This window comes from Pullulanibacillus sp. KACC 23026, from assembly GCF_029094525.1.
Classification (GTDB): domain Bacteria; phylum Bacillota; class Bacilli; order Bacillales; family Sporolactobacillaceae; genus KACC-23026.
Genome location: NZ_CP119107.1, coordinates 459,882 through 472,491 on the forward strand (window position 1 = coordinate 459,882; position 12,610 = coordinate 472,491).

General features: G+C 44.8%; 8 protein-coding genes. 7 read left to right on the top strand and 1 reads right to left on the bottom strand.

Annotated elements, in window-relative coordinates; all coding sequences use genetic code 11:
• The first annotated feature begins 315 nt into the window (after window positions 1–315).
• The 5 genes from PU629_RS02115 to PU629_RS02135 all read left to right on the top strand — a co-directional run bounded on the left by PU629_RS02115 (window position 316) and on the right by PU629_RS02135 (window position 5,987).
• Window positions 316–1,650: a sugar ABC transporter substrate-binding protein gene (locus tag PU629_RS02115; protein WP_275282617.1), complete on the top strand. Its 1,335-nt coding sequence runs from the start codon at window positions 316–318 to the stop codon at window positions 1,648–1,650.
• An 82-nt stretch (window positions 1,651–1,732) separates the two neighbouring features.
• On the top strand, window positions 1,733–3,040 hold the full coding sequence (locus PU629_RS02120) for a carbohydrate ABC transporter permease (RefSeq protein WP_481900468.1): 1,308 nt from the start codon (window positions 1,733–1,735) through the stop codon (window positions 3,038–3,040).
• Entirely contained in the window at window positions 3,037–3,921 is an 885-nt protein-coding gene (locus PU629_RS02125) for a sugar ABC transporter permease (RefSeq protein ID WP_275282619.1), read from the top strand. The genes PU629_RS02120 and PU629_RS02125 overlap by 4 nt, the downstream gene beginning before the upstream one ends.
• Before the next feature lie 176 nt (window positions 3,922–4,097).
• Window positions 4,098–4,826 carry a ThuA domain-containing protein gene (locus PU629_RS02130; RefSeq protein ID WP_275282620.1) on the top strand — a complete coding sequence of 243 codons (729 nt, stop codon included), beginning with the start codon at window positions 4,098–4,100 and terminating at the stop codon, window positions 4,824–4,826.
• A gap of 129 nt (window positions 4,827–4,955) precedes the next feature.
• Complete coding sequence (locus tag PU629_RS02135) at window positions 4,956–5,987, top strand: Gfo/Idh/MocA family protein (protein WP_275282621.1); 1,032 nt, start codon at window positions 4,956–4,958, stop codon at window positions 5,985–5,987.
• 212 nt (window positions 5,988–6,199) lie between these two features.
• Here PU629_RS02135 and PU629_RS02140 read toward each other — a convergent pair whose 3' ends face one another.
• Window positions 6,200–7,381 carry an iron-containing alcohol dehydrogenase gene (locus PU629_RS02140; protein ID WP_275282622.1) on the bottom strand — a complete coding sequence of 394 codons (1,182 nt, stop codon included), beginning with the start codon at window positions 7,379–7,381 and terminating at the stop codon, window positions 6,200–6,202.
• 280 nt (window positions 7,382–7,661) lie between these two features.
• Between PU629_RS02140 and PU629_RS02145 the strand changes: the two genes are divergently transcribed.
• A complete protein-coding gene (locus PU629_RS02145; RefSeq protein ID WP_275282623.1) occupies window positions 7,662–8,402 on the top strand; it encodes a Cof-type HAD-IIB family hydrolase in 741 nt (246 codons plus the stop codon).
• A 338-nt stretch (window positions 8,403–8,740) separates the two neighbouring features.
• Window positions 8,741–9,262, top strand: coding sequence for an acyl-CoA thioesterase (locus tag PU629_RS02150; protein WP_275282624.1), 522 nt, complete (start codon window positions 8,741–8,743; stop codon window positions 9,260–9,262).
• Window positions 9,263–12,610: the final 3,348 nt, after the last annotated feature.

Below are 12,610 nucleotides of genomic sequence, written 5' to 3' on the forward strand. Positions count from 1 at the left end.
CGACGTCATCAAATAGTGATTCTCTCGTAAAGGGCAGGGCGACCTCATTCAGAGATGATTCCTTCTGTTGAGGTCTGTCCCCTTTCTAGTAAAAAATCCTTATATATCAAGGGTTTCAAAGATTTTATAAAAAAGTTAAAAAAACGCTTTCAAAATAGTTTCAAATGATTTATAATACAAATTGTACAAAGTGCAATCGTTTGCAAAGAAGTGATTAATTAAACGTTTATTTAATAAATGGCGGCGAATGCTAGTTTATTAAATAAAAAATAGGCTTTAGTGCAATCGTTTGCCAAAACCAAGGAGGAAACAATAGTGAACTTACAAAAAACAGTTAAAGTTTTAGCTAGTGGATTTATAGCTGTCACATTACTTGCTGCTTGTGGATCTAACAGCACCAGCAAATCTTCCGAGACTTCTACCAAAGCAAAAGATACAACCAAAACAGCTCAAACTGCAGAAGTTAAGCCGGAAGATGGTGCAAAATTAACGGTTTGGTACGACGATGGGGACAAAGGCTGGGCTACTAGTATTGCGAATCAATTCACTAAAAAATATGGGGTTAAAGTAACGCTTCAACAAGTGGCTTCAACTGATGCTCCGGCTAAAATGGAAAAAGATGCTTCAGCAGGTATTGGAGCCGACGTGTTCGTTGCGCCTCATGACCACACTGGTGAAATGGCATCTCAAGGTATTTTGTATCAAAATATGGATCCTGATTATTACAAGAAAAATGATATTTCTGCTGCTGTTACAGGGGTTTCTACAAATGATAAAGACGGTAAGTACACGATGTACGGTTATCCACTCTCCGTTGAAACTTATGCCTTATTCTATAATAAAGAATTAATGAAAAAAGAAGGGATTACTTCTGTTCCAACAACTTGGACCGAATTGTTTGCAGACGCTAAAAAGTTTAATGATGACACGTCTGTTAGCGGTAAACACTACGGCTTCATGATGGACGTTGGTAACGAGTATTACATGCAGTCCTTCTTATCAGCTTACGGCGGTTATGTATTTGGTAAGAACAACACTGATCCAACTGATTTAGGTTTGTCTGGTGCTCCTGCTGCTAAGACCGCTGACTTTGTGAATCAAATGCATGCGATTTTACCGCTTAACCAATCCAGTATCACGTCGAACGTTATGACGTCAATGTTCGATACAAATAAATTGATGTTTTATGTAGACGGTCCTTGGGCAATTGCCGGTCATACACAAAACAAAGTGAACTTCGGCGTTGCAACATTACCAAAACTTGATAACGGTAAATATCCGCAAACGTTTTCTGGTATCAAAGCGTTATATGTAAATGCTTATACGAAATATCCTAAGGCTGCTTATCTCTATGCTAAGCTTGCATCAAGTCCAGATGCTCTTGCCTTACGTTACAAAGATGATTCTCAAATCCCGGTTGCAAACTCTTTGATCAATAGCTCCGACATTAAGTCCAATCCAAATGTCCAAGCGATTTTGAAACAAGCTCAGCTTTCGGCTGTTCCAATGCCTAATATTCCTCAAATGCAGGCCGTTTGGACACCGATGGGAACCGCGTTTGTTACCGCTTGGAACAAACCAGACGGTAAAGTGCCATTTGAAAAAGCGGAAGCCCAAATTCAAACAGCCATCAAAGCTGAAACCAAGTAAGTTGATTTTCAACTGAATAAAACAATTAAATAAGGCTAGTATCTGTACAGATATTAGCCTTAATCCTTTAAAAATAAAAGGGGTGAGAGGGTTGAAACAGTCAACTAAAGCTGCTTGGCTTTCAGTCATTTTCATGGGGCTTGGTCAACTTTATAACAGACAATTTATAAAAGGAATTATTCTTTTTATTATAGAAGCTTATGCTTTAATTTTTGATTTACTGCCTTTTTGCCATAGCATGAAAGGACTTGTTACTTTAGGAACGCATACCCAGCACCAGGATGGGTGGACGATTGTTCCAGGTGATGATTCCATTAATTTAATGCTTATCGGAATTATTAACATTATTATTTTCGGCATTTTTGCTTGGGTATATGTGTTAAATGCAAGAGATGCTTATAAAAATGGTCAATTAAGAGATCAAGGTAAGAAACCAAATAACTTTAAGGAAACTTTGAAATTCTTATCCGGAAATGGTTTTCCGTACGTACTCTTAACTCCGTCACTTGTCATCACATTGTTCATTACGATGCTTCCTTTATTGTTCGGAATCATGCTCGCTTTCACTAACTATTCAAGTCCGAACCATTTGCCGCCGAAAAATTTGGTGCAGTGGACCGGTTTCCAAGCCTTTACTCAATTGTTTTCGATGAAGGGCTGGAGTTCAACCTTTGTCGGTGTCTTTACCTGGACCATTGTGTGGACGATCCTTTCAACACTAACCTGTTATTTTGTCGGTCTATTATTTGCTGTTTTTATCAACACACAAGGTATTCGTTTCAAATCATTTTGGAGAGGTATTTTCATTTTACCTTGGGCAATTCCGCAATTTGTCAGCATTCTCATTATGCATGACATGTTCAATGAAGATCTTGGTCCAATTAATCAGTACCTTCATATGCTTCATTTACCTATGGTTCCTTGGTTTTCCAATCCATTAGCTGCCAAAGCTTTGCTTGTAGTGGTTAACATTTGGTTTGGCTTCCCTTATTGGACGATGTTGATGAGCGGAATCATGACATCCGTTAATCAAGAGATGTATGAAGCTGCCGATGTGGACGGAGCAAGTCCGTTTTATAAGTTTAGAAAAATTACGCTTCCAGTGGTCCTCTTTTCGACGGCACCATTGTTAATCATGAGCTTCGCAGCGAACTTCAATAACTTCAATGTGATTTATCTGTTGACTCAGGGTGCACCAGCCAATAGTGATTATATGTACGCAGGGTCTACGGATATCCTGATATCCTGGATTTATAACATGACCTTAAATGTCGGTCAATATAACATGGCAAGCGTTGTTTCCCTATTAATCTTTATTGTCATTTCGATTGTGACAGCTTGGAACTTACTCCGAAGCCGAGCCTTCCGAGAGGAGGATATGATGTCATGACAACCCAAACACCTAAGAAACTCCGTGCCGGTAAAGCTCGCGGGTCACTTTTGGCTAAAACGTTTATTTATGTCATCCTGTCTCTTACCGTTATTACGATTATTTATCCTATTTGGTGGATTGTGGTTGGGGCATTAAACCCAAGCAATGGTCTTTATGCAGCAAGCATTATTCCAAAAGGATTAACACTTGAACATTTTATCTATTTGTTTACGCAGACAGATTATGCGATCTGGTTCAAAAATACGTTATATATTGCTGTTTGGAACACGATTATTTCAACTGTTTTAGTTATTACAGCGGCTTATGCCATGTCGCGGTTCCGCTTTAAGGGCCGCAAATATGGGTTGTTAACACTCATGATTCTTCAAGGCTTCCCTTCCTTTATGGGAATGATCGCCATGTTCACATTGCTCCAGCAATTGACCTGGTTTGGTCCTCATGGATTATTAAATAGCCTTTGGGGATTAATCATTATTTACGCCGGCGGGTCCATTCCATTTAACGTTTGGATGATCAAAGGGTATTTCGATTCTCTTCCAAAAAGTTTAGAAGAAGCGGCCAAAATTGATGGAGCAAGCAATACGAAGATCTTCTTTAAAGTGATGCTTCCGTTAGCGAAACCGATGATCGCTTTCGTTGCGGTGACCCACTTTATTGGACCATGGATGGATTATATTTTCCCTAGTATCGTGCTGACAACAAGCAACAAGTTCACGCTCGCTATGGGCTTATATTCCATGGTAACCGGCGAACAAAACACTCAGTTCTCAACGTTTGCAGCCGGAGCTGTTCTAGTCGCACTGCCGATCTCCATTTTATTCTTGTTATTCCAAAAGCAAATGACAGAAGGCTTAACGGCTGGAGCTAACAAAGGGTAATCCCCTTTGTGCTCCTTTCTTTTTTTACCAGGAAAGTATATTTGGCTTGGGCAAATGATCCTAAAGATTTATAATATTCTTGTTAGTTGTTAAAACAGGCCTCATCTCAGCATGTTTTAAGGTTCTCCGGCTGTCTCGAGGTTCGTTTATTCAGACAAAAAAAGAGAGGTCCTAAAATGAACGTAACAGTATGGAATGAAAATCGTCATGAACAAACGAGTGAACAAGTACGCGAAGTCTATCCAGAAGGCATTCATGGTGCCATTGCTGGTTTTTTAAGAAACGAGGAAGGCATTGAGGTTCAAACAGCTACATTAGATGAGCCGGAGCATGGCCTGACAGAAGATGTTTTACAAAACACGGATGTTCTTATTTGGTGGGGACATATGGCTCATCATGAAGTGAGCGATGAAGTGGTGGAAAAAGTAAAGCAGCGTGTGCTTGAGGGGATGGGTCTGATTGTCCTTCACTCAGGGCATTTCTCTAAAATCTTTAAAACGCTTATGGGGACAAGTTGTGATCTAAAGTGGAGAGAAGCGGATGAGACTGAACGTCTATGGGTCATTAACCCAGGGCACCAAATAGTAGACGGCATTCTTGAGTATATCGAGCTTGAAAAAGAAGAAATGTACGGGGAGCACTTTGATATCCCGGCACCGGACGAAGTGATTTTTACAAGCTGGTTCGAGGGTGGAGAGGTTTTCCGCAGCGGTTGTACGTTCTATCGCGGAAATGGAAAAATCTTTTACTTCCGACCAGGGCATGAAACTTATCCAACTTACTACAACAAAGATATTCAAAAAGTTATTACAAACGCGGTTAAATGGGCAAAACCAGCGGACCGCAAGCGCCCGGTCTACGGCAATGCCAAACCGCTTTCACCTATCGCTCCTAAAGGGGAATAAAAGTTAGGAAGATCAGTTAAGCGAACGAAAAAGCATAAGCGAGGGAGAGTGGGGGTGGGAATACAATCGCTCACTCTCCTAATTAATTTAGAAAAAAATAACTCCGGTAACCTAAAGGAGGGTGACGTAATGAAAGAAAAACTGAAGCTTGGTGTGATTGGAGCAGGAGGCATTTTTAGACATGCTCATGCTCCGGCATGGCTTTCACATCCTGAAATTGAGATAGTTGCAATCAGTGATCCAGTGGTGGAGGCAGCAGCGGCTTTCGCCAAAGAGCATGGGATTCCACAAGTGTTTAAGGATTATCATGACCTTTTAGCCCAAGAGGAAATCGATGTGGTCGATATCTGTACGCCGAACAGCCTGCATTCAGAGATTGCCATCGCCGCACTAAAAGCAGGTAAGCATGTGTTCTGTGAGAAGCCAGATGCCGTCAATGCGGAAGAAGCCAAAAAGATGGCAAGGACGGCGGGTGAAACGGGAAAAAGACTCATGGTTATGCGAAATAATCGCTTTAATCCGGCGTCCCAATTCATGAAAAAGTACGTCGATGCCGGTCATATGGGAGATATTTACACAGGAAGATGCGGTTGGATTCGCAGGCGCGGCATTCCAGGCCGAGGCGGTTGGTTCACGACGAAAGAGTTGTCTGGGGGCGGCCCGCTGATCGACCTTGGTGTCCATTTTATCGATGTCGCCATGTGGCTCATGGGGAATCCAAGGCCAGTAGCAGTGGTCGGTGCCACTTACAATAAATTTGCCAGTGCAGATGAGTTAGAAACAGGTACCTTTGATGTGGAAGACTTAGCCAGTGGTTTTATTCGATTTGAAAATGGTGCCACTTTGCAAATTGAATTCAGTTGGGCATCCAACGTTGAAGAAGAAATGAACTTCTATGAACTCCGCGGCACAAAATCGGGTGTCCATTTTAAAAATGGCGAGCTGAAAATTTTTTCCGAAATCGAAGGGACTTTAGTTGACATCATCCCTCGCCTGCCTGAACATAAGATCTCTGACCATACGAGTAACATTAATCATTTTGTTAATGTCCTTCAAGGGCGCGAGGAACCTATCCTTACACCAGAGCATGGTGTGCACATGATCGAAATCCTAACAGCTATTTATGAATCGGCCCGGCTTGGCCGGGAAGTTTTGTTGTAAATGGTGGGGACAGCCTCTACAAGCAGTCATTCTTTTAGTAGAGCTCTGTCCCCTATTTTTATTTAGGGAGTGAGGGAGGGCGGTTTGGCCGGGTTCTAACGGACATGGGCCTAAATGTCCGTCACAATAGAAAAATGACGAAAGAAGAGACTCTAACGGCCTGAAAAAATGCCCATTATGGCCAGCGATCAACCTAGGATTGGGCAGCACTTTTACTCCGGCTCTGCAATAACCCCATCAAAAGCGGCTTGGTAAATCGCGCGGATCTCGTCTTCACCAAGTGGGAGCGGGCTTCGGGCAAGCAATCTTTTTTGCTCGTGAGCATCTTCAGTGAGCTGGTCAAGAGCAGTTACTGGAATGTTATACTCTCCAAGGACAGCAGGTAAACCGACGTCTTTAACAAGTAACTCAAGCCTTCGGACACATTCATAGGAGGCCTCTTTCTCAGATAGAAAACTAGAATTACCACCTAACGCATTCAAAATATCAGCCATCCGCTTGGTGCAGCTTTTTCTAATATAGCCCATAACATAAGGAAGCAATACGGCATTTGCCTCTCCATGAGGAAGATGGAATTGACCGCCTAGCGGGTAGGCCAGGGCATGAACCCCTGCGACACCTGCATTAAAAAAGGCAAGACCTGCGATGTAGCTTCCATGACTCATGTCAGTCCGTGCTGCCTGGTCATCACCATTTGTTGCAGCTTTTTGTAGTGAGCGGCTGATCAGACGAATCGCTTGCAGGGCGAGTCCATCTGTTGTTGGGCCGGCATTGACCGATACATAAGCCTCAATAGCATGGGTGAGGGCATCGATACCTGTTGCGGCTGTGACCCGCGGCGGGAGCGAAACCGTTAAGGCAGGGTCGACAATAGCAGCATCAGCTAGGAGGTAATCATGCGTGACGACATCCTTAGAGGAATCTAATGATAAAACGGCAATGTTGGTGACCTCAGAGCCTGTGCCAGAGGTGGTTGGAATGAGAACCTTTGGGAGCCCTTTTTTTGTAATGGGTCTGATCCCGGTCAAATTTAAATACTCCTCAACAGGACCTTCGTGAACAGCAAGAACGGCCGCAAGCTTAGCTAAATCGAGGGAACTGCCGCCGCCAACACCAATGATCAAATCAAATTGACCTTCCCGTGTATAGTGGACTAACTTCTCTGCTGTTTCCAGAGGAGGCTCAGGAACAATATCTGTGTATAGGGTGTACGGAAGCTGCTGGCTATCGAGTAAGCTTGTCACCTGATCCAATAGACCGATTTGTTGGAGCAGAGGATCGGTGACAATGAGTAACCGCTTAGCTTCATGCTTCTCGATTTCTGGAGTCAAATATTCCAGAGACCCCCAACCGGTATAACTTAATGGAGTAAACACAAGTTTTGATACTGTCATATTATCTCTCCTTAAGTTGGTTTCAAGAAAGTGCGACTAACTATTTAATTCTCCACATAAGGCCGATTTCCTTGTTTGGCTACCTCATAGAATAAATAGCCAGTTGAACGGAGGTGCCTCATTAGGAGTTTCCGTAAGTCATTTTATGTATTTCCTTTTTGCGGATGAACCGTCACTTGTATGCTGGCGGGGATCGGATTACGAAAAAATTGATGATTAAAATGAAACGCGAGAACCGTCCCCAAGTGGTAAACTAATAGAAAAGGGGTGAGGAGAAATTATGTCAACCATTCGATTATTAGCTTTGGATATGGATGGGACCACTTTAACGTCTGATAAGGAAATCACTCTGTTAACTAAAAAGTGGATTCAAATGGCGGCGGCTTCCGGAATAACGGTTATGTTTGCTACAGGGCGTGGAGAGGAGCAAGTCGATCAATTTGCTGAGGAGCTTGAACTTAATATGCCAAAAGTCTTGCTTAATGGCAGCCTCATTCTTGATCAGAGCGGGAAGGTTATGGCTCGTTATTTTCTTGAACCTGATACAGTGAAGCACCTTTATCAATTAGCGCGTGACCATGGGACACATTTCTGGGGATACACCCTTCATGGGCGAAGGCTCCAGTCCGAATGGGATGAGGCTTGGCTGGATGAACCATGGCATAAGTTTGGTTTCCGCTCGGATGATCCTAATGTTCTGAAGGCTATTCGTGAGGATCTCTCAACCTATGATTCAATTGAGATTACCAGTTCATATTGGGATAACCTGGAGATCAATCCATTAGGTGTCAACAAGGCAATGGGTGTGCAGAAAATTTGTGATGAACTAGGCTACACGATGAATCAAGTTATGGCAATAGGCGATAGCCTGAACGACTTTTCCCTCATAAAAGAAGCTGGACTGGGCATAGCCATGGAAAATGCAGCCCCAGAACTCAAGGCCATTGCAACTGGCAGCACCAGTTCTAACAATGATCACGGGGTGGCTCTAGCTATCCAGCAATACTTGTTTAATAAATAGGCTCTTTTCAAAAAGATTGTTACTAGTTGATAAAAAAATAGGTGGAAATAGGTGAGACGCCTGCGGGAATAGCTAGCCAGGTGAGACCCCGCAGGCGTATTTTGCCAAGAAGGCTCACGGATTGACCGCGGAAAGCGAGCTTATTGGAGCCTAAAAAGCAACAAAATTTACGAAAACAGCCAATAAATAATATCGAAATACGTTTTTTAGTTATTCATGTCGTATCCTAGTATCTAGACGTGAACGGATTCATTAGTTGGAGTCGATTGCAAAAAGCCGCCCTTAGGGAAAATCGCATGGGAGGCGGCTGGAACAATACTAAGTAAAGGGGTAATCATATGGAAAAAAAGTATGCAAGAGAGTCACGTGTTGTTAAAACGAGCCGTGTATTTCCGACTCATACCAATAATCATGACACCCTTTTTGGCGGATTGTTAATGAGTTACATTGATGATATCGCTTCTATATCAGCAGCGCGACACTCAAGGAGAGAATGCGTTACCGCTTCAACCGATTCAGTTGACTTCCTTCGTCCCATTACACCGGATGACTCAGTGTGTCTCGAATCAGTTGTCTCATGGACCGGCCATACCTCTATGGAAGTATTTGTTAAAATTGTTGCTGAAAACCTGCGAACCGGCGAACGGCGAATTGCAGCAACCTCCTTTATCACCTTCGTGGCCTTGGATGACAACAAAAAACCAGTTGCAGTTCCACAAGTCATACCGGAAACCGAAGAGGAAAAGAAACTCTTCGCCACAGCAGAACGCCGAGCTGAAGCCAGACGAGCCCACCGCGAAGTCAGCCGAGAACTCGCCTCCACTCTCACAGTCGAACGATCATGGGAAAAATATAAATAACAATTACAAAAGTGCCGCCCGCGGGCGGCACTTTTATCATAAAGAAGAGATCGCACGCAAAGAAAGTGTCGCGCAGCCTCAAGCAAGAAGATGTTTGGGAAATCCCGAAAAAATAGGGCGCTAGTCAAAAGCACGAGGGTCCAATCCGAGAAGGTCCAGCGCCGGCCCCGGTTAAGAGGGTCCAATCCGAGAAGGTCAGCACAAAATCCGAGAAGGTCGGTGCTGGCCCCAGCCAAGAGGGTCTAATCTGAGAAGGTCAGCAAAAAATCCTAGAAGGTCGGCGCAAAATCCTAGAAGGTTGCCCAAAAATCATAGAAGGTCTGTCAAAAATCCGAGAAGGTCCAGCGCCGGCCCCAGCCAAGAGTGCCCAATCTGAGAAGTTCAACCAAAAATCCAAGAAGGTCGGCACAAAATCCTAGAAGGTTGCCCAAAAATCATAGAAGCTCTGTCAAAAATCCGAGAAGGTCCAGCGCCGGCCCTGGTCAAGAGTGTCCAATCCCAGAAGGTCAACAAAAAATCCCAGAAGGTCCAGCGCGCCCCCCGGTTAGAGGGGCCAATCCGAGAAGGTCAGCAAAAAATCCTAGAAGGTCCAGCGCCGGCCCTGGTTAAGAGGGTCCAATCTGAGAAGGTCAGCCAAAAATCATAGAAGGTCGGCGGAAAATCCTAGAAGGTTGCCCAAAAATCATAGAAGCTCTGTCAAAAATCCGAGAAGGTCCAGTGCCGGCGCCGGTTAAGAGGGTCCAATCTGAGAAGGTCAACCAAAAATCCGAGAAGGTCGGTGCAACATCCGAGAAAGTTGCCCAAAAATCATAGAAACTCTGTCAAAAATCCAAGAAGGTCCAGAGCCGGCCCGGGTTAAGAGTGTCCAATCCTAGAAGGTCAGCAAAAAATCCTAGAAGGTCGGTGCAACATCCGAGAAGATTGCCCAAAAAACATAGAAGCTCTGTCAAAAATCCGAGAAGGTCCAGAGCCGGCGCCGGTTAAGAGGGTCCAATCTGAGAAGGTCAACCAAAAATCCGAGAAGGTCGGTGCAACATCTGAGAAAGTTGCCCAAAAATCATAGAAACTCTGTCAAAAATCCGAGAAGGTCCAGTGCCGGCGCCGGTTAAGAGGGTCCAATCTGAGAAGGTCGGTGCAACATCTGAGAAAGTTGCCCAAAAATCATAGAAGCTTCGTCAAAAATCCTAGAAGGTCCAGCGCCGGCCCGGTTAAGAGGGTCCAATTTGAGAAGGTCAGCAAAAAATCCGAGAAGGTTGCCCAGAAATCCGAGAAGCTCTCTCAAAAATCCCAGAAGGTCCAGAGCCGGCCCCGGTTAAGAGGGTCCAATCTGAGAAGGTCAACCGAAAATCCAAGAAGGTCGGTGCAAAATCCGAGAAAGTTGCCCAAAAACCATAGAAGCTCTGTCAAAAATCCCAGAAGGTCCAGAGCCGGCGCCGGTTAAGAGTGTCCAATCTGAGAAGGTCGGTGCAAAATCCCAGAAGGTCGGCGCAAAATCATAGAAGGTTGCCCAAAAATCATAGAAGGTCTGTCAAAAATCCGAGAAGGTCTAGGGCCGGCCCCGGTTAAGAGTGTCCAATCTGAGAAGGTCGGTGCAAAGTCCCAGAAGGTCGGTGCAACATCCGAGAAGGTTGCCCAAAAATCATAGAAGCTCTGTCAAAAATCCAAGAAGGTTCAGCGCCGGCCCGGGTTAAGAGTGTCCAATCCTAGAAGGTCAGCAAAAAATCCCAGAAGGTCGGCGCAAAATCCTAGAAGGTTGCCAAAAAATCCTAGAAGCTCTGTCAAAAGTCCCAGAAGGCCCAGTGCCGGCCCCGGTTAAGAGTGTCCAATCTGAGAAGGTCGGTGCAAAATCCGAGAAGGTTGCCAAAAAATCATAGAAGCTCTGTCAAAAATCCAAGAAGGTCTAGGGCCGGCGCCGGTAAGAGGGTCCAATCTGAGAAGGTCAGCCAAAAATCATAGAAGGTCGGCGCAAAATCATAGAAGGTTGCCAAAAAATCATAGAAGCTCTGTCAAAAATCCGAGAAGGCCCAGTGCCGGCGCCGGTTAAGAGGGTCCAATCTGAGAAGGTCAACCAAAAATCCGAGAAGGTCGGTGCAAAATCCGAGAAAGTTGCCCAAAAATCCTAGAAGATCTGTCAAAAATCCAAGAAGGTCCAGAGCCGGCCCGGGTTAAGAGTGTCCAATCCTAGAAGGTCAGCAAAAAATCCAAGAAGGTCGGCGCAAAATCCTAGAAGGTTGCCAAAAAATCATAGAAGCTCTGTCAAAAATCCTAGAAGGTCCAGAGCCGGCGCCGGTTAAGAGGGTCCAATCTGAGAAGGTCGGTGCAAAGTCCCAGAAGGTCGGTGCAAAGTCCCAGAAGGTCGGCGCAAAATCCTAGAAGGTTGCCCAAAAACCATAGAAGCTCTGTCAAAAATCCCAGAAGGTCCAGCGCCGGCCCGGGTTAAGAGTGTCCAATCCTAGAAGGTCAGCAAAAAATCCAAGAAGGTCGGTGCAACATCTGAGAAAGTTGCCCAAAAATCATAGAAGCTCTGTCAAAAGTCCCAGAAGGTCCAGCGCCGGCGCCGGTTAAGAGTGTCCAATTTGAGAAGGTCAGCAAAAAATCCAAGAAGGTCGGCGGAAAATCCGAGAAAGTTGCCAAAAAATCATAGAAGCTCTGTCAAAAATCCGAGAAGGTTCAGCGCCGGCGCCGGTTAAGAGTGTCCAATCTGAGAAGGTCAGCCAAAAATCCGAGAAGGTCGGTGCAAAATCCGAGAAAGTTGCCCAAAAATCATAGAAGCTCTGTCAAAAATCCAAGAAGGTCCAGCGCCGGCGCCGGTTAAGAGTGTCCAATCTGAGAAGGTCAACCGAAAATCCAAGAAGGTCGGTGCAAAATCCGAGAAAGTTGCCCAAAAACCATAGAAGCTCTGTCAAAAATCCCAGAAGGTCTAGGGCCGGCGCCGGTAAGAGGGTCCAATCTGAGAAGGTCAGCCAAAAATCCCAGAAGGTCGGCGCAAAATCATAGAAGGTTGCCAAAAAATCATAGAAGCTCTGTCAAAAATCCGAGAAGGCCCAGTGCCGGCGCCGGTTAAGAGGGTCCAATCTGAGAAGGTCAACCAAAAATCCGAGAAGGTCGGTGCAAAATCCGAGAAAGTTGCCCAAAAATCCTAGAAGATCTGTCAAAAATCCAAGAAGGTCCAGAGCCGGCCCGGGTTAAGAGTGTCCAATCCTAGAAGGTCAGCAAAAAATCCAAGAAGGTCGGCGCAAAATCCTAGAAGGTTGCCAAAAAATCATAGAAGCTCTGTCAAAAATCCTAGAAGGTCCAGAGCCGGCGCCGGTTAAGAGGGTCCAATCTGAGAAGGTCGGTGCAAAGTCC

Excerpts from the sequence above, each read along its gene's own strand:
- PU629_RS02125 (WP_275282619.1), top strand. The coding sequence starts at position 3,037 with ATGACAACCCAAACACCTAAGAAACTCCGTGCCGGTAAAGCTCGCGGG.
- PU629_RS02130 (WP_275282620.1), top strand. The coding sequence starts at position 4,098 with ATGAACGTAACAGTATGGAATGAAAATCGTCATGAACAAACGAGTGAA.
- PU629_RS02135 (WP_275282621.1), top strand. The coding sequence starts at position 4,956 with ATGAAAGAAAAACTGAAGCTTGGTGTGATTGGAGCAGGAGGCATTTTT.
- PU629_RS02140 (WP_275282622.1), bottom strand. The coding sequence starts at position 7,381 with ATGACAGTATCAAAACTTGTGTTTACTCCATTAAGTTATACCGGTTGG.
- PU629_RS02145 (WP_275282623.1), top strand. The coding sequence starts at position 7,662 with ATGTCAACCATTCGATTATTAGCTTTGGATATGGATGGGACCACTTTA.
- PU629_RS02150 (WP_275282624.1), top strand. The coding sequence starts at position 8,741 with ATGGAAAAAAAGTATGCAAGAGAGTCACGTGTTGTTAAAACGAGCCGT.